The following is an 18,061-nucleotide window of genomic DNA, read 5'->3' as shown; positions in this document are numbered from 1 at the left end:
GATCGGTATCGGCTTCTTCATGTCGGCTCGTGTCGCAATCCAATTGCAGGCCGGCATCTCCTCGCTGCCGCGCGGGCAGAAGATGGCCGCCACCGCGCTCGGGCTGACCACCATGCAGGGTTATCGCTACATCCTGCTGCCGATGGCGTTCCGGATCATCCTGCCGCCGCTGACCTCCGAGTTTCTCAACACCATCAAGAACACCGCGGTTGCCATCACCATCGGCCTGATCGAGCTGACCGGGCAGGCGCGCTCGATGCAGGAATTCTCGTTCCAGGTGTTCGAGGCCTTCACGGCCGCGACCATCCTCTATCTCCTCGTCAACGCCGTCGTCGTGACCGCGATGCGCTTCCTCGAGCGCTGGGTCGCGATCCCCGGCTACATCACGGGGAAATAGCGCCATGTTCAGCAATTTCGATTTCGGCGTCATCATCCGCGCGTTGCCCTACCTGTTCTACGAGGGCATGACGTTCACGCTGATGCTGACGGGCCTCGCAGCATTCGGCGGACTCGTCTTCGGCACGGCGATCGCCTTGATGCGGCTGTCCGGCTACAAGGTGCTCGGCCGCATCGCCGGCGTCTACGTCGACTTCATGCGCTCGCTGCCGCTGGTGCTGGTGATCTTCTGGTTCTATTTTCTGGTGCCCTATATCGGCCAGTGGCTGACCGGAGCGTCGCGCCCCATCAGCGTCGGCGCGTTCGCCTCCTCGCTGATCACCTTCATCATGTTCGAGGCGGCCTATTTCTCCGAGATCATGCGCGCCGGCATCCAGTCGATCTCGCGCGGGCAGCCGGCCGCGGCCAGCGCGCTCGGCCTGACCTACGCGCAGACCATGCGCTACGTCGTGCTGCCGCAGGCGTTCCGCAACATGCTGCCGGTGCTGATCACGCAGACCATCGTGCTGTTCCAGGACACCTCGCTGGTCTACGTACTGTCGATCACCGACTTCCTCGGCGCCGCCAGCAAGGTCGCGCAGCGCGACGGCCGTCTGGTCGAGATGTATCTGTTTGCCGCAATCGTCTATTTCACCATTTCCTGTATCGCGTCCTTCGGCGTCCGCCGCCTCCAGGCGCGCATCGCCATCATCCGCTAGAGTAAAGCCGGTCATGATCGAAATCAGCCACGTCAACAAATGGTACAGCCCGACCTTCCAGGTGCTGACCGACTGCACCACCAGCGTCACCAAGGGTGAGGTCGTGGTGGTCTGCGGCCCCTCGGGCTCGGGCAAGTCGACCCTGATCAAATGCGTCAACGCGCTGGAGCCGTTCCAGAGCGGCGACATCAGTGTCGATGGCACCAAGGTCAACGATCCCAAGACCAATCTGCCGAAGCTGCGTTCGCGCGTCGGCATGGTGTTTCAGCATTTCGAGCTGTTCCCGCATCTGAAGATCATCGACAATCTCTGCCTTGCGCAGGAGAAGGTGCTCGGCCGGGCCCACGACAATTCGGTCACCAAGGGCATGCAGCTCTTGGAGCGCGTTGGCCTGAAGGAGCAGGCGCAGAAATTTCCGGCACAGCTCTCCGGCGGCCAGCAGCAGCGCGTTGCCATTGCTCGCGCGCTCGCGATGGACCCGATCGTGATGCTGTTCGACGAGCCGACCTCGGCGCTCGATCCGGAAATGGTCAGCGAGGTGCTCGACGTCATGGTCGATCTCGCCCGCGAAGGCATGACCATGATGGTCGTAACCCACGAAATGGGCTTTGCCCGCAAGGTCGCCAACCGCGTCATCTTCATGGACCGCGGCGAGATCGTCGAGGACGCCCCGAAGGACGATTTCTTCGGCAAGCCGAGAAGCGACCGCGCACAGAAGTTCTTGTCGAAGATTCTGTCGCATTAAGCGGTCGTCATCCCGGGGCGCGCATCGTGCGAACCCGGGATCCATCGGGCGGCAGTCCATGGCGTGAGATGGCTTCCGGGCTCGTCGCTACGCGCCGCCCCGGAATGACGAAACGAGGGTGCTTGGTGCCCCCGTTTCGCGTATAAGCGCCCCAAATCCCCCTTCCCGCCAGGAGACCCGCCTTGGACCCGATCGCCTACGTCAACGGCTCATTCGTCCCGCTCGCAGACGCGAAAATCTCGGTGCTCGATCGCGGCTTCCTGTTCGCCGACGGCATCTACGAGGTCTCGGCCGTGCTGGACGGCAAGCTGGTCGACAACGCCTCGCATCTGGCGCGGCTGCAGCGGTCGGTCGGCGAGATCAAGCTCAGGCTGCCGGAGACGCTCGATCGCATCACCGAGATCCAGAAAGAGCTGATCGCCCGCAACAAGCTCGAAAACGGCCTCGTCTATCTCCAGGTCACCCGCGGCGCCGACAAGAGTCGCGACTTCCCGTTCCCCAAGGCCGACGTCAAGTCGAGCCTGGTGATGTTCACCTCGGAAAAGGACATCATCAACGCCCCGGTCGCAAAGACCGGCATCAACGTCATCACGGTCCCCGACATCCGCTGGGAGCGCCGCGACATCAAGAGCGTGGCGCTGCTGGCGCAGGTGCTGGCGAAGCAGGTCGCGGCAGAAGCCGGCGCCGGTGAAGCCTGGATGCTGCAAGACGGTTACGTCACCGAAGGCGGCTCGTCCACGGCGTTCATCCTGACCAGGGACGACGTCATCGTCACCCGACAGAATTCGAACGCGATCCTGCCGGGTTGCACCCGCAAGGCGGTGATCGCGCTTGCGCAGGAGCGTCAGCTTCGCGTCGAAGAGCGTTCCTTCACGGTCGCCGAGGCGCTCGCCGCCAAGGAGGCGTTCATCACCTCGGCCTCGGCATTCGTGCAGCCGGTGATCGCCGTCGACGGCAAGACGATCGGCGACGGCAAGCCCGGCCCGATGGCGACGCGCCTGCGCGAGATCTATGTGGAGTTCGCCAAGGCGACGGCGGTTTAGGCGACACGCACCGCTGCCGTAGCTATCGTAGGGTGGGCAAAGCGAAGCGTGCCCACGTCTTCTTGAATGCACGGAGAGATGGTGGGCAAGACGCAAGTGCGCCTTTGCCCACCCTACGAGACCGTCGTTGTGGTGAGCTTACGCCACCGACGCCTTCACCTTCACCGGATGTACCGCGCGGAACGCGATCGCCAGCCTGTTCCAGGCGTTGATGGCGCCGATCAGCATGGTCAGGTTCACCGTCTCCGCATCGGAGAAATGCGCACGGACCTGCTCATAGACATCGTCGGGCGCATGCGTCTCGGAGATCAGCGTCACAGATTCGGTCCAGGCCAGCGCGGCGCGCTCGCGGTCGGTATAGAGCGGAGACTCGCGCCAGGCGTTGAGCAGATAGATGCGTTGCTCGGTCTCGCCGCGCTTGCGGGCGTCCTCGGTGTGCATGTTGATGCAGAAGGCACAGCCGTTGATCTGCGAGGCGCGAATCTTGACCAGCTCGATCAGCGACTTCTCGAGTCCGGTCGACTGGATCTGCTCTTCCAGCGCCATCAGCGCCTTCATCGTATCGGGGGCGGCCTGGTAGAAATTCATGCGGGGCTTCATGGTCGTTCTCCTTTGGCTTGGGGTCAGTGGGCTTCCCCGGCCGAGACATGGCCGGGCTTCTTCAGGAAGAGAACCGCGATCAGGGCCACGATCAGCGCCATGCCGAGCAGATAGAACGTGTCGCTGAAGGCGAGGATGTAAGCCTGCTTCTGTACGACATGGCCGATCGCAACATAGGCGCGATGCGACGCATCCGCACGGTCGAGCACGCCGTGACTGATGAAATACTGCGTGAGCTGTTCCAGCCGCGTGCGGGTGGCCTGCTCGAACACCGAGACCGACTGCATCAGCACGTCGGAATGATACTGTTCGCGCTTGGTCAGCACGGTCTGCAGGAGCGCGATGCCGACGGCGCCGCCGAGGTTGCGCATCATGTTGAACAAGCCTGAGGCCGATCCCGCGTTCTCGGCTTCGATGCCCGATGTTGCGACCGCCGAGAGCGGCGCCATGACCAGCGCCTGGCCGATGGCGCGGACGACGTTGGGCCAGAGCAGCTGATCGGCGGCGTAGTCGTTGGTCATGAAGATGTTCATGAAGTTCGAGCCGGCGAACAGCACGAAGCCGATGGCGATGATGATCCGCGCGTCGAACTTCTGCATCAGGCGCGGCACCAGCGGGATCAGCACCAGCTGCGGCAATCCGGTCCAGGCCAGCACCGTGCCGATCTGCTCGGCATTGTAGCCCTGGATGTGCGCCAGATATTGCGGCAGGATGAAGACCGAGCCGTACAACGCGACGCCGAGCAGGAAATTGGCGAGCATGCCGAAGCCGAAATTGCGGCGGGCCAGCAGGCGCAGGTTCAACAGCGGCTTCTTCACGGTCAGCTCGATGATCAGGAACACGGTCAGCGCCACGGCCGCGATCACGCTGAGCTTGACGATGAAGGGTGAGCCGAACCAATCGTCCTTGTTGCCTTCTTCCAGCACGGTCTGAAGCGCGGAGAGGCCGATCGCCATCGTGATGATGCCGGCCCAGTCGCCGTCGCGCAGCAGTGACAGCTTCATCGACTTGGGCTCGAGCGCATACCAGAGCATGCCGACCATGATCGCGCCGGGCACGAGGTTGACGTAGAAGATGTACTGCCAGCCAAAGTTCTCGGTGAGATAGCCGCCGATCGTCGGGCCGATCGCCGGCGCGAACGTCGCCGACAGCGCGAACAGTGCAAGCCCCACCGGCTGCTTGGCACGCGGCAAGAGTGTGATGATCAGCGTGAAGGCCATCGGGATCAGCACGCCGCCGCTAAACCCTTGCACGGCGCGCAGCACGATCATCTGTGGCAGGTCCTGCGCCAGCGCGCAGGCTGCCGACAGGCCCAAGAACAGGATCGCGTTGGTCAGCAGATAGATGCGGATCGAGAACACTTGCGCGAGCCAGCCGGACAGCGGGATCACCACGATCTCGGCGATCAGGTAGGAGGTCGAGATCCAGCCGCCGTCGTCGATGCCGGCGCCGATCGCGCCCTGGATGTCGGCCAGCGAAGCGTTGACGATCTGGATGTTCAGCACCGCCATGAAGGCGCCGAGCGTGGCGCCGACCACGGCGATCCAGGTTCTCGCGGAGACGACAGGCGTTGCGGCGGCTGCTTGTGGGGCCGGGAGGTTGGCGGCCGATGCGGCATCGAGTGTCGGTTGAAGCGTGCTCATGGAAGCCTCGTCTCTGATACGGGAGACAGGATGCGTTGGTCGGGACGTTTCGATAACAAGGGAAGTCCGGGAAGGATCATCAGGCAGGACTTGACGATCCCGCCGCGATCCTCGGCGACATCAACCTCCGTTTGGCCGCGGCGCGTTGTCGGCGACGCGCTTGGCCGTCTCGCGCTCGGCCACGACCGTTGCTTTGGTATCGACCGTCGGCACCGCCGACATGCCGGGGCGCAGCAGGCCCGTGAGGCTGTGATCGTCGAGCACGATCTTCACCGGCACGCGCTGCACGATCTTGGTGAAATTGCCAGTCGCATTGTCGGGAGGCAGCAGAGCGAATTCAAGCCCGCTGGCCGGCGAAAGGCTGTCGACATGGCCATGCAGCGTGCGATTGCGAAAACTGTCGACCTGCAGCTCGACCGGCTGGCCCGCGCGAACATGCGTGAGCTGGGTCTCCTTGAAATTCGCGACGACGTAGACCGCATCGAGCGGAACCACCGCCATCAGCTGCGTGCCGGCCTGCACGTACTGGCCGACCCGCAGGCTGCGGGCGCCGACGGTGCCGTCAACAGGCGCGGTGATCTCGGTGTAGGACAGGTTCAGTTCGGCCTGATCGGCCACCGCGCGAGCGCGATCGAGCTGCGCAATGGCCTGTGCACGTTGGGTGGTCAGCACGTCGACCTTGCGTCGTGCGGCAACGAGGCCCGACTCGGCGTGCTGCAATTGCGCGTTGCTGGCGCGGAGCGCCGCATCGGTCTGCTGCGCGCGCTGGATCGTGCCGGAGCCAGACTTCATCAGCTCGTCGTAGCGGGCCCGCTCTTCCTGCGCAAACTTCAGATTGGCATCGGCGGCCGTGACGTCGGCGGTGCTCTGCGCGATCACAGGCTGTTGCAGCTCGAGCTGGGCGTCGAGGTTGCTTACGGAGGCTTCGGCTGCCGCGACATCGGCGCGGGCCTGGCCGAGCGCCGCCTTGAAGTCGCGGTCGTCGATCCGGGCCAGCACCTGGCCGGACCTGACCTTCTCGTTGTCGCCGACCAGCACCTTCGCGATATAGCCGGAGACCTTCGGGGCAATGATGGTGGAATCCGCCTTCACATAGGCGTCGTCGGTCGTTTCAAGGTAGCGGCCGGTGGTCCAGTAGTCGTGCCCGTAATAGGCCATGGTTGCAGCGCCGGCGATGAGCGCGAGCGTCAGGGCCGCGCGTCGAACCATCTTGCGGGCCGCGATTGTTGCCGGCGCCTTGGCGTCGTCACGCGTAATTTCAGTAGCTTGCTGGAAGGTCTCGGTGCGGGGCATTTCAGACATGGCGCTCTCCGGTCGGCTCGCTGAGACTATCGGTCTTGCCGGGGCAAGTGATAATTGGCAAAATTCTGGAAGGATTATCCATTCAAGGTGGATAATCGGGGCCGCCGGCTTGGTGCCTGATGTCTACCGGGTGAGGCTTGCGACTGCCCCAGAGCGATTGCCGTTCCTGTCGCGCGATTGCTGCCGAGGTGGTGCCATGGACCGATTGACCAGCATTGAAGTGTTCAGCCGGGTGGCCGAGACCGGCGGTTTTTCCGCAGCAGCCCGCAAGCTCAACATGTCGACCACCATGGTGAGCAACCACGTCCAGGCGCTGGAAGAGCGGCTCGGGGTGAGGCTGCTTCACCGCACCACGCGCAAGGTCAACCTGACTGAAATCGGCAAGGCCTATTACGACCGCTGCGTCCAGATCCTTGCTGACATCGAACAGGCCGACGACATCGCCGGCGAATTGCAGTCGGTGCCGCGCGGCACGCTGCGCATCCACGTCGCCACCCATATGGTGCCATTCGTGGCGGGCGTCGTGGCAAAGCTGCTGTCGACCTATCCGGAGGTGAAGGTCGACTTACGCATGGGGGAAGCCAATGTCGATCTGATCGAGGAGGGCTACGACGTTGCGCTGCGCATGACGCCGCCGCCGGATTCCAGCCTGATCGTCCGTAGCCTCGCTACCTGGCGCCACGTGCTGTGCTGCTCGCACAACTATCTCGAGAAGCACGGCAGGGTGCAGCAGCTCGCCGAGCTTACCGAGCACAATTGCGCCCGTCACCTCAACTATCCCTTCGGCGACGAATGGCGTTTCTTTGATCGTAAGGGCGCCCCGGCCTCCGTGCGGATCTCGGGCAGCCTTGTCACCAACAGCGGCGAGGCACTGCGACGGACGGTGATCGAGGGCGCCGGCATCGGCCTGCTCGCGGGATTTCTGGTGCGCGACGATCTCGATTCCGGGCGGCTGGTGCGCCTATTGCCGGAATACCGGCCGGTCGAGATGTCGATGAACGCGGTCTATCCGCATCGCCATCACCTGTCGGCGAAGGTGCGCACCTTCATCGACATGCTGGTACAGCACAGCGCCGAGCAGCAGAAGCTGATCAATCCGTATTCGTGAGACGCAGACGTCGGTGCCGTAGGGTGGGCAAAGGCGCCCTTGCGCCGTGCCCACGATCTCTTCCGATTGATGGAGGTGGTGGGCACGCTTCCGCTTTGCCCACCCTACAAGAGCGTCAACCGATGGCGCGCATGTTCGCCGGCGAAGATGTGGCCAAACGCGCAAGCAGCTGCTCGACCTCGGGCTTCACTTTCGCGATGGCGATGTCTTTCACCGGCCCATAACCGCGGATCTCCATCGGCGCTTTGGCGATGGCGATGAGATCGGGCAGATGCGCAGCATCGAACTTGCCGAGCATTTGCGCGATGATGCTTTCGTACCAGGCAATCAGCTCGCGCTCGGTTCGCCGCTCGGCCGCATAGCCGAACGGATCGAACGGCGTTCCGCGCAGCGCCTTGAGCCGCGCCAATACCGCGAGCGGCAGCCGGATCCACTGGCCGAAAGCGCGCTTGCGCGGGCGGCCGCGCGCGTCGTGACCGGACGGCAGAAATGGCGGCGCGAGGTGATACTGCACGCTGAAGCCGTCTTCGAATTCGCGCTTCAGCTCATCGAGGAAGCCGCTTTGCATGTGCAGACGCGCGACCTCATATTCGTCCTTGTAGGCCATGAGCTTGAACAGGGCGCGCGCGACGGCTTCGGTCAGCGCCTCGCTGTTGAGCCCGGCTTCGGCCTCGCGGACTTTTCCGACCAGCGCCCGGTAGCGCGCCGCGTAGGCGTCATCCTGGTAGGCCGTGAGGAAATCGGAGCGTCTGAGGATGATCTGGTCGAGCGTCTCGGCCTTCGGCGCTTCATTCGTCTGCGGCAGGAAGCCCGGATCGGCGGCAGCGATCCTGCCCCACGCAAAGGCCTGCTTGTTGCGCTCGATCGCGACACCATTGAGTTCGATCGCGCGCAGCAGCGCCGATAGCGAGACCGGCACCAGTCCGCGCTGCCAGGCAAAGCCCAGCATGATGATATTGGCGTAAACGGCATCGCCGAGCAGGCGCTCGGCGAGCGCATTGGCGTCGATGCTGTCGACATTGTCGTTGCCGGTGACCTGCCGGATTGCGCGCAGGCGCGCAGGCGAGGCGAGATCGGCGTCGCGGAGGCGGACGACGTCGCCCGTCGGCATCTCTGCAGTATTGATCGCCGCGCGCGTGCCGCGGCGATAGGTGCCGGAGGCCTTGGGCGAGGAGCTGACGACAAGGTCGCAGCCGATCAGCGCGTCGGCTGCACCCTGGTCGATACGGACCTGATGCAGCGCCTCAGGGCTTGCGGCCAGGCGGATGTAGCTCAGCACGGGACCGAATTTCTGGGCAAAGCCGGTGAAGTCCAGCACCGAGACGCCGCGACGCTCGAGATGAGCGGCCATGCCGATCAGCGCGCCGACCGTGATCACGCCGGTGCCGCCGACACCGGTCACGAGCAGGTCGTAGGGCCGATTGAGCGTTGCGGGGGCGGGAAGGGCGAGCGTCGCTGCATGGCCGATCGCGTCGATCCGGCTGGCGCTCTTCTTCCGCCGCGTCGCGCCTTCGACGGTCACAAAACTCGGGCAGAAGCCGTTAAGGCAGGAAAAGTCCTTGTTGCAGGCGGACAGGTTGATCTGTCGCTTGCGGCCGAACGGGGTCTCTCTCGGCTCGACGCTGAGGCAGTTGGACTCGACCGAGCAGTCGCCGCAGCCCTCGCAGACGAGGTCGTTGATATAGGCAAAGCGCTTGGGATCGGCCATCTGCCCGCGCTTGCGCCGCCGCCGTTTCTCGGTGGCGCAGGTCTGCTGGTAGATCAGCACCGAGACGCCGGAGACCTCGCGCAGCTCGCGCTGCACCGCGTCCATCTCCTCGCGCGGATGGATGGTGACGCCATCAGGGAGATCGGCCGGCGAGAATTGTGCGGGATCGTCCGACACCAGCGCGATGCGCGTCACACCCTCGGCGCGGACGCTGTGCGCGATCGCCTGCACGCTGACGGGGCCGTCGACCGGCTGGCCGCCGGTCATGGCGACGGCGTCGTTGAACAGGATCTTGTAGGTGATGTTGGCTTTCGCAGCGATCGCCTGGCGGATCGCCATCGAGCCGGAGTGGTAATAGGTGCCCTCGCCGAGATTCTGGAACACGTGCTTGTGGCCGGTAAATCGCGACGAGGCCGCCCAGTTCACGCCCTCGCCGCCCATCTGGATCAGCGACGAGGTCTCGCGGTCCATCCAGCTCGCCATGAAATGGCAGCCGATGCCGGCCAGCGCCTTTGAGCCCTCGGGCACTTTTGTCGAGGTGTTGTGCGGGCAGCCCGAGCAGAAATACGGCGTACGTGTCGCGCCCAAGACGTTGATCGTGCGCGCAGCTTCCGGCATCAGGGCGGCTGCACGCGCGGCAAGATTGAGCCCTGGAAACATCGGATCGAGTCGGCGGGCGAGCACGCCAGCCAGTGCGCGTGGTGACAGCTCGCCGATCCAGGAGATCAGTCGTGCGCCGTTTTCGTCATGCTTGCCGACCATGCGCTCGGGCTTGGCGCCGGGATAGTCGTAAAAATATTCCTTGAACTGACTCTCGATGATGCCGCGCTTCTCCTCGACCACGAGGATCTCGCGTTTGCCCTTCACGAAATCCATGGCGTCGTGCAGCGCCAGCGGCCAGACCATGCCGACTTTGTAGATATCGATGCCGATACTGCGGCAGGCGGCCTCGTCGAGGCCCATCAGCCGGAGCGCCTCCATCAGGTCGAGATGCGCCTTGCCTGTGGTGACGATGCCGTAGGTGGCGTTTGGAATGTCGTAGATGTGGCGATCGATCGGATTGGCTTTTGCGAAGGCGTACACCGCGTGTTTCTTCGCCTCCAGCCGCTCCTCGATTTGCGGGCCCGGCAGATCGGGCCAGCGATAGTGCAGTCCATCAGGCGGCGGCCTGAAGTCGGGTGTGCGAAAAAGGCGCGGCGGGCGCAGCGCGACGGAGGCGCCTGACTCCACGATCTCCGAGATCGCCTTGAAGCCGACCCACATGCCGGAGAAGCGGCTCAGCGCATAGCCATATTCGCCGAATTCAAGATATTCGTCGACGCTTGCGGGGTGCAGCGTCGGCATGAACCAGCTCATGAAGGCGACGTCGGACTGGTGCGGCATCGAGGACGACACGCAGCCATGATCGTCGCCGGCGACGACCAGCACGCCGCCATGTGGCGAGGAGCCGTAGGCGTTGCCGTGCTTGAGCGCGTCACCAGAGCGGTCGACGCCGGGGCCCTTGCCGTACCACAGCCCGAATACGCCATCGACCTCGCGCTCTCCTTGCGTCTCCACCTGTTGCGAGCCGAGCACCGCGGTCGCCGCGAGGTCCTCGTTCACCGCGGGGAGGAATTCGATGCGGTCTTTCTCAAGCCGCTGCTGGATGCGCCAGAGCTCGAGATCGATGCCGCCGAGCGGCGAGCCGCGATAGCCGGAGATGAAGCCGGCGGTGTTGAGCCCCGCCGCCCGGTCGCGTCGCACCTGATCGAGTGCGATGCGGACAATGGCCTGCGTGCCCGTGAGGAAGACCCGGCCCTCCTCGCGATCGTAGCGGTCGGAGAGCTCGTAGGCATCGAGTGACGGAATGGCGTCCATGGTGGACCTCGCGCGGCGTCCTGCCGATAGCGAAGGTTAGGCCCGGGGGACTGGTAGGTCTTACCTATTTTTCCCAGTTAAGCTACTGTATCGGCAGATTTTTGCTAATTCCGACGAAATGTGGTATATTTTATCAATTTGAGGCTCTCGATGGTTGAAGACCAGGACGTCAGGATTCTCGCTCACCTCCAGAAGGACGGTCGCGCCACCAACCAGCAGCTCGCCGACGAGGTCGGCATGTCGACCTCGGCCTGCTGGCGCCGGGTGCGCGCACTCGAGGACAGCGGCATCATCCGCGGCTATGCCGCTCTCATCGCGCGCGAGCAGGCGGGCTTTGCGATGTCGGCCATCCTCCATGTTTCGCTGGAGCGGCACGACGCCAAATTCGTCGACGAGTTCGTCTCGCGCGTCACCACGCGCCGCGAGGTGCTGGAGTGTTTTGCGACCACCGGTGATGCCGATTATCACCTGCGCGTCGTCGTGCAGGACATGGCGGCCTACAATCGTTTTCTCGACGAGTTCATGTTCCGCATCCCCGGCATTCGCTACGTCCGCAGCAATGTGGTGCTGAAGGAGATCAAGACCAGCGTCGCGCTGCCGTTTTGAAGAAGCTGCCGTAGGGTGGGCAAAGCGAAGCGTGCCCACGTTATTTCATGGCGGAGAAAGATGGTGGGCACGGCGCAAGAGCGCCTTTGCCCACCCTACGGCACCGGTTACCGTTGCTCCCGCACAAACCTGTTCCGCAACGTCCCGACACCGGTGATGTCGATCTCCACGACATCGCCGTGCTTGATGTCAGGTGACGCACCATCGGTGCCCATCCAGATCACATCACCCGGCCACAGCGTGAAATACTTCGTCAACTCGACCAGGAACGGCACCACGCCAAAGATCATGTCGTTCGTCGCGAAGCGGTTGGTCTCCTTGCCATTGACGCGCACGATCGTCTTCATCTTGGCAAGATCAGCCTCGGTCTCGATCCAGGGACCCATCGGCTTGAACGTGTCGGCATTCTTCGAGCGCCACAGGCTGCGATCGGCCTTCTGCCATGAACGTTCGCTGACGTCGTTGCCGATGGTGTAGCCGAACACGCACTCCATCGCGTTCGCTTCGGTGAGGTGCTTCACTTTCTTGCCGATGACGACCACGAGCTCGCCCTCGTAATGGATCTTCTCCGTCGCAAGCGACGGGATCACGACATCCTCGTCATGCGCGATCAGCGCATTCTGGGCGCGGTAGCCGATCTCGGGGCGATCAGGCACGGCCGGCACCATACCGGCCTTGTCGGCGGCTTCCTTGAGGTGCTTCAGATAATTCAGCCCGACGCAGTAGAAGGTGCGGGGGATCAGCGGCAGCTCGATCTTCACTTGCGACAGCGGATGCGTGCGCGACGTGCGCTGCCATTCACTGAGAGGATCGCCGTCGACCGCGATCACTTGATCGCCTTCGACCACGCCCCAGGAGGTCTTGCCGGAGGCGGTGAATTTCAGCCAGCGCATGTTCTGTCCTTGTTGTTATTCCGCGGCATCGTGCGGCTGCACTTTCCAGGCACCGGCGGCCGGGCGCGCCAAGCCGAGATTCTCCCGCAGCGTTTTGCCGCGATAGTCCTTCTGGAACAGGCCGCGCCGCTGCAGCTCCGGCACGACATGCTGCACGAAATCGGCATAGGAGCCGGGCACGTACGTCGCCGCGATGACAAAGCCGTCGCAGCCGCGCTCGACGAACATTTCTTCCAGTCTGTCCGCGATCTCCTTGGGGCCGCCGACCATGGCGTCATGCACGTGGCCGCGGCCGGAGAAGGTGACAAAGTCGCGCGCGCTCGGATTGCTCTTGCCCGAAGCCTTCAGCACGCCGTCGCGGATGCCCAGAATGCCCTGCATGCTCCTGAGGTCGTCCGTCGTCAGCGGTTCGTCGAGACCTTTGGAAGCAAAATCGTAATTGAGCGCTTCTGATAGCAGCGACAGTGCGTCGATCTCGAGCGGCAGCTTGTTGATCAGCGCCATCTTGTCTTCGGCCTCCGCCTTGGTCGCAGCGCAGACCGGGGTGGTCAGATTGCAGAGGAACATCTGATCAGGATCGCGGCCGGCCTTGGCGGCCTCGTTGCGCACGGCGGCGTAACCGTCCTTGGCGCCCTGGAGATTGCGCGCGGCGGTGAAGATGACTTCGCCCCAGCGTCCGGCAAAGCGCTGGCCGCGGCCGGATGCGCCGGCCTGGATGATGACAGGATGGCCCTGCTGTGAGCGCGGCACGGTGAACGGCCCGCGGGACTTGAAGGCCGCGCCCTTGTGATCGAGCCGCTTCACCTTGGTCGGATCGGCAAAGCGGCCGGTCTTTTTGTCCATGATGAGCGCGCCGTCCCCCCATGTGTCCCAATGGCCGAGCACGACCTCCATGAATTCGTCGGCCTTGTCGTAGCGGGAATCATGTTCGGGATGGGAGTCCCGTCCCATATTGAGCGCCTCGCCGTCGTTGAGCGAGGTCACGACGTTCCAGCCCGCGCGCCCGCCCGACATCAGATCGAGCGTGGCAAAGCGGCGCGCGACGTCGAACGGCTCGTAATAGGTGGTCGAGCAGGTTGCCCCTAGGCCGAGCTTGTCGGTCACCATGCCCATCGTGGTCAGCACGACAATCGGATCCATCTTCACGCAGCGGATGCCGTATTCGACGGTATGGGCGTGGTCGTTGCCGTAGCGGTCCGGCATGGCGAGACGATCGTCGAAGAAGGCCATGTGGAATTTGCCGGCTTCGAGAATTTTCGCGATCTCCTGGTAATAATCCGCCGACATGAAGTCGCTGCGCGAGTCCGGATGCCGCCACGAGCTCGGCAAGTTCGTGCAGTTCTGCGCCTGAAGGAAGCCGACCAGGACCATCTGCCTGTCCATGCTGCTGTCTCCGGATGTGTCAGGACAGATCGAGGGCGATGTGGAAGTCCTCGGAGGCGCCGGCGGCTCGGAGCAGCGCCGCGCTGACGCGCGTGAGGCGGTCGGCCTTGATGATCGGCATGGCGTTCCCTCGGCTTTCGTGCCCTTAACGGACCTGTTGTTGGGTGCCATCGTCTCAAAGCGGAGGTGTGATATCAATCTCCCGTAAACCAATACAGGGCTGCAAATTCGTAGACAGAGCGCGCCTTTGGTCGAAGGCTCCTGCCGCGCGGCGGTATTCCCGGACATTTTTCAGCTATCATTCGCTGCTCGTTCACCCTGATTGGCGGTTTCCCTGCCGCAATAACGACCACTTAGGCGATCCCTATTCATAAGGTACCCGGGAAAAATCGGCAGAAATGCCCGGGAGTTGAGATCGTGTCGACGTCACTCGCGCGCACCTTTGCGGCGCTGAGCGCCATTAACGAAGCGATCCTCTACGCGAAATCGCCGGAGGAGCTGTACCAGATGGTCTGCGACGCCGGGTTTTCCAGCGGAGACTTCATGGCCGTCGCGGTGTTCCTGGTGGAGCCGGAGGGCCAGCACCTGCGTTTCGCTGCCGGTCGTGGCGACGACGTGGCTCGCCTGCGCGCGCTCAAGATCACCACCGAAGCCGGCGCGCCCGAGGGCTTGGGTGTCGGCGGCGAGGCGTTTCGCACCCAGAAGCTCTGCATCAGCAACGACTATCTGAATGATCCGCGCTCGCTGGCATGGCGTGAGGGCGCGACCAAAGCGAATATCGGCGCCGCGGCGGCGCTACCGCTTCTATGTAACGGCAGCAGCGTCGGTGTGCTGTACGTGACCCGCAGCGAGGCCAACTCGCTGAACGAGCAGATCGTGTCGCTGTTCGAGCGCATGTCGACCAACATTTCCTACGCGCTGGAGAATTTTGCGCGCGAGGCCGCGCGGCAGGCCAGCGAGCGGACGACGCGGCGGCTCAACCGCATGTTCGGCGCGCTCAGCGCGACCAATGAAGCCATCCTTCGTGCAAAGAACGAGCAGGAGCTGTATCAGCTCGTGTGCGACGCCTCCGTGCACGGCGGCAAGTCGCTGGCGACCTTCGTTCTGTTGAAGGAACCGGATTCGCACTGGTTGAAGCCAGTCGCCGGCACCGGCGAGAATCTGGAGACCGTGGCGCAGACACTTTACTCTACTGATCCCGACAATCCCTACGGCCGCGGCATTTCCGGCGAAGTGTTTCGAACACAGAAGCCCATTGTCGAGCGCGATCTCGCACGTCGCACCAAGGGAACGCCGTGGGAGCAGCCCAACGTCAACACCGGCGTCGCCGCGCTTGTCGCGGCGCCGCTGGTCAAGCACGGCCAAAGCATCGGCGTCATCCTGGCCTTCCTCAGCCAGTCGTGGGCCGCCGACGGCGAAGTGGTCGGGCTGATGCTGCGCATCGCCGAGAATGTCTGCTTTGCGATCGACAACTTCGACCGCGAGGCCGAGAAGGCCCGGATCGCCGAGGAGGAGGAACGCCTGGCGCGCATGTATGCGGCGCTGAGCGCGACCAACGAGGCGATCCTGCGCGCCCATTCGCGTGCCGAGCTGTTCGATCTCGTTTGCGAAGCAACTGCCAAAGGCGCCAAATTCACCTCGGCCGCCATCGCGCTGGTCGATCACCAGGCCGAGCTGCTCCGCGTCGCCGCCTGTTACGGTCCGAACGCAGATGCGGTTCGCAACTTCAGATTTTCGACCTCGGATCAGGTGCCCGAAGGCCGCGGGTTGACCGGAACGGCTTTCCGTACCCGTCAGCCCTGCATCAGCAACGACGTGCTGTCCGACGACCGGATCAAGCCCTGGGCGGACAATGCCCGCCGCCACGGCATCGGATCAGCCGCGGCGTTGCCGCTGTTCAGCGGCGACCGTATCGAGGGCGTATTCGTGTTCAACTCGCCGGAGCGCGGCACCTTCACGCCGGAATTTGTCGAACTGCTGCAGCGGCTGCAGGCCAATGTCGCCTTTGCGCTCGACAATTTCGATCGGGCCGACGAACGTGCGCGGGCCGAAGCGCAGAAGGAGCGCCTGACGCGCATGTTCGCGGCACTCAGCGCCACCAATGAAGCGATTGTGCGCGCCAAGTCTCGCACTGAGCTGTTCGAGCTCGTCTGCCGGGCCGCGTCCACCGGCGGCAAGTTTACCTCGACGACCATTGCGCTCGCCAGTGCCGACAGCGATCGGCTCGCGATCGTCGCAAGCGCGGGACCTTCCGCCGAGACCACCCGCAACGTCCGTCTCTCCGTCGACGCCGACCGGCCCGAAGGCCGTGGCATGAGCGGAACGGCGTTCCGCACCCGCCAGCCTTGCATCGTTAACGACTACGTCAACGACGGCCGCGTCAGCGCCTTCCATGCTGTCGTCCGGATCGACGGCGCACGCTCCGGCGCGGCATTTCCGCTGATCACGCACGACAAGGCCGTTGGCGTCATGATCTACATGTCGACGGAACAGGACACCTTCACATCCGAGTTCGTCGAGTTGCTGCAGCGTCTCGCCGACAACGTCTCTTTCGCGATGGAGAATTTCGATCGCGCCGACGAGAAGAACAAAGCCGACGAGCGGATCGAATACCTCGCCTCGCATGACAGCCTGACCGATCTGCCGAACCGCGAGACCTTCAACGGGCTGCTGCGCGAAGCGATCGACAACGCGCAGCGCCATGATCACCGCTTCGCAGTGCTGTTTATCGATCTCGATCGCTTCAAGGTCATCAACGACTCGCTCGGACACGAGGCCGGCGATTTGCTTCTGCTCGAGGTGGCAAATCGCTTGCGCGGCGCACTGCGGGCCAGCGATGTTGTGGCGCGCCTCGGCGGTGACGAGTTCGTGGTGATCCTCGATCAGTGCGGCGAGATCGACGATGTCCAGCGCATCGCCGCCGGGCTGCTCGCCGCACTCGCCGAGCCGATGGAGCTCGCCGGTCACGAATGCCACACCACGGCGTCGATCGGCATCGCGATGTATCCGGCCAACGGCGCCGATGCACAGACGTTGACCAAGAACGCCGATATGGCGATGTACCTCGCCAAGGAAGACGGCAAGAACGGCTATCGCCTCTTCTCCAAGGAAGTAAAGACGCAGTCGATCGAACGTTTGTCGCTCGAAAGCGCGTTGCGCCGGGCGCTCGAACGGGAGCAGTTCTCGCTGAACTACCAGCCCAAGGTCGACATTGAGACGGGGCAGATCACCGGCGTGGAAGCGCTGCTCCGCTGGAACCACCCCGATCTCGGCAACGTCTCGCCGGCGCAGTTCATCCCGCTCGCGGAAGAAACCGGCCTGATCGTGCCGATCGGCCGCTGGGTGCTGAAGGAAGCCTGCGCGCAGGCGATGGCCTGGCAGCGCCGCGGCCTGCTGCCGTTGTCGATGGCGGTGAACCTGTCGCCGCGGCAGTTCGCCGACGAGCATCTGTTGCAGGACGTCGACGAGGCGCTGGCGGCCTCCGGCATGTCGCCGGTGCTGCTCCAGCTCGAGGTCACCGAGAGCATGATGATGCGCAATGTCGGGCGTGCGCTGAAGGTGCTCGATGCGATCCAGAGCCGCGGCATCCGCCTGGCAATCGACGATTTCGGCACCGGCTATTCGTCGATGTCGCTGATGAAGCATTTCCCGATCGACACGATCAAGATCGACCGTTCCTTCGTGCGCGACCTGCCGCAGGATTCGGAGGACCAGGCGATCGCGCAGGCCATCATCAGCATGGGCAAGGCGCTCGGCATGACGGTGGTCGCCGAGGGCGTCGAGAATGCCGAGCAGGAGGCGTTCCTGCGCACCCATGGATGCGACGAGATGCAGGGCTTCCTGATCTCCAGGCCGTTGCCGGCGAAGCAGGTGGCCGAGCTGCTGCGGCCGATCGAGCTGCCGATCGCGCCGCCGCTCCAGCCGGAGACGGACTTGGCCGTGGACGAGGCGGGACCGGTGTTGAAACGCGCAATCGTCTGACGGCTGCGCAACGCAATCGAGGCGGATGCGCTACAGCATGATCCGGAAAAGTGTGCAGCGGTTTTTCGAAAAGATCATGCTCAAACATAACCTAAAAG

13 protein-coding genes are annotated in these 18,061 nt (G+C 63.8%); 7 read left to right on the top strand and 6 right to left on the bottom strand.

Translation table 11 applies throughout. The features are described from left to right. From AOQ71_RS48445 to AOQ71_RS25170, 4 genes are all read left to right on the top strand, one after another. On the top strand, positions 1 to 397 hold a 397-nt coding region (locus tag AOQ71_RS48445), incomplete at its 5' end, for an ABC transporter permease subunit (RefSeq protein WP_245317104.1). A gap of 4 nt (positions 398 to 401) precedes the next feature. Continuing rightward, positions 402 to 1,094 carry an amino acid ABC transporter permease gene (locus tag AOQ71_RS25180; RefSeq protein ID WP_057752587.1) on the top strand — a complete coding sequence of 231 codons (693 nt, stop codon included), beginning with the start codon at positions 402 to 404 and terminating at the stop codon, positions 1,092 to 1,094. A 13-nt stretch (positions 1,095 to 1,107) separates the two neighbouring features. Further along, on the top strand, positions 1,108 to 1,839 hold the full coding sequence (locus AOQ71_RS25175) for an amino acid ABC transporter ATP-binding protein (protein ID WP_057752583.1): 732 nt from the start codon (positions 1,108 to 1,110) through the stop codon (positions 1,837 to 1,839). Between the two features lie 182 nt (positions 1,840 to 2,021). Further along, complete coding sequence (locus tag AOQ71_RS25170) at positions 2,022 to 2,882, top strand: D-amino-acid transaminase (RefSeq protein WP_057752580.1); 861 nt, start codon at positions 2,022 to 2,024, stop codon at positions 2,880 to 2,882. A gap of 138 nt (positions 2,883 to 3,020) precedes the next feature. On the opposite strand, the gene AOQ71_RS25165 is transcribed toward AOQ71_RS25170, so the two are convergent. The 3 genes from AOQ71_RS25165 to AOQ71_RS25155 form a co-directional block, all read right to left on the bottom strand. After that, entirely contained in the window at positions 3,021 to 3,482 is a 462-nt protein-coding gene (locus tag AOQ71_RS25165) for a carboxymuconolactone decarboxylase family protein (protein WP_057752577.1), read from the bottom strand. 23 nt (positions 3,483 to 3,505) lie between these two features. Further along, entirely contained in the window at positions 3,506 to 5,125 is a 1,620-nt protein-coding gene (locus AOQ71_RS25160) for an MDR family MFS transporter (protein ID WP_057752574.1), read from the bottom strand. Between the two features lie 120 nt (positions 5,126 to 5,245). Beyond that, on the bottom strand, positions 5,246 to 6,427 hold the full coding sequence (locus AOQ71_RS25155) for an HlyD family secretion protein (RefSeq protein WP_057752572.1): 1,182 nt from the start codon (positions 6,425 to 6,427) through the stop codon (positions 5,246 to 5,248). Positions 6,428 to 6,623: 196 nt separating this feature from the next. Here AOQ71_RS25155 and AOQ71_RS25150 point away from each other — a divergent pair, with 196 nt between their 5' ends. Continuing rightward, the gene (locus AOQ71_RS25150; RefSeq protein ID WP_057752569.1) at positions 6,624 to 7,535 is read left to right on the top strand and encodes a LysR family transcriptional regulator; all 912 of its coding nucleotides are present in this window, start codon (positions 6,624 to 6,626) and stop codon (positions 7,533 to 7,535) included. A 115-nt stretch (positions 7,536 to 7,650) separates the two neighbouring features. Here the strand turns inward: AOQ71_RS25150 and AOQ71_RS25145 are convergent, their stop codons facing one another. Then, on the bottom strand, positions 7,651 to 11,100 hold the full coding sequence (locus AOQ71_RS25145; RefSeq protein WP_057752566.1) for an indolepyruvate ferredoxin oxidoreductase family protein: 3,450 nt from the start codon (positions 11,098 to 11,100) through the stop codon (positions 7,651 to 7,653). A gap of 150 nt (positions 11,101 to 11,250) precedes the next feature. On the opposite strand from AOQ71_RS25145, the gene AOQ71_RS25140 reads away from it, so the two are divergent. Continuing rightward, complete coding sequence (locus AOQ71_RS25140) at positions 11,251 to 11,706, top strand: Lrp/AsnC family transcriptional regulator (RefSeq protein WP_057752903.1); 456 nt, start codon at positions 11,251 to 11,253, stop codon at positions 11,704 to 11,706. 107 nt (positions 11,707 to 11,813) lie between these two features. Here AOQ71_RS25140 and AOQ71_RS25135 read toward each other — a convergent pair whose 3' ends face one another. Both AOQ71_RS25135 and AOQ71_RS25130 read right to left on the bottom strand, forming a co-directional pair. Next, positions 11,814 to 12,599: a fumarylacetoacetate hydrolase family protein gene (locus AOQ71_RS25135; protein ID WP_057752563.1), complete on the bottom strand. Its 786-nt coding sequence runs from the start codon at positions 12,597 to 12,599 to the stop codon at positions 11,814 to 11,816. 15 nt (positions 12,600 to 12,614) lie between these two features. Then, complete coding sequence (locus AOQ71_RS25130; protein ID WP_057752560.1) at positions 12,615 to 13,982, bottom strand: LLM class flavin-dependent oxidoreductase; 1,368 nt, start codon at positions 13,980 to 13,982, stop codon at positions 12,615 to 12,617. Positions 13,983 to 14,399: 417 nt separating this feature from the next. Between AOQ71_RS25130 and AOQ71_RS25125 the strand changes: the two genes are divergently transcribed. Beyond that, positions 14,400 to 17,963 (top strand): bifunctional diguanylate cyclase/phosphodiesterase, encoded by a 3,564-nt coding sequence (locus tag AOQ71_RS25125; RefSeq protein ID WP_057752557.1) that lies wholly within the window; start codon positions 14,400 to 14,402, stop codon positions 17,961 to 17,963. Positions 17,964 to 18,061 lie beyond the last annotated feature (98 nt).

This window comes from Bradyrhizobium manausense (assembly GCF_001440035.1).
Classification (GTDB): domain Bacteria; phylum Pseudomonadota; class Alphaproteobacteria; order Rhizobiales; family Xanthobacteraceae; genus Bradyrhizobium; species Bradyrhizobium manausense.
Note: the sequence above shows the minus strand (reverse complement) of the source record. Positions and strands in the feature narration are given on the sequence as shown.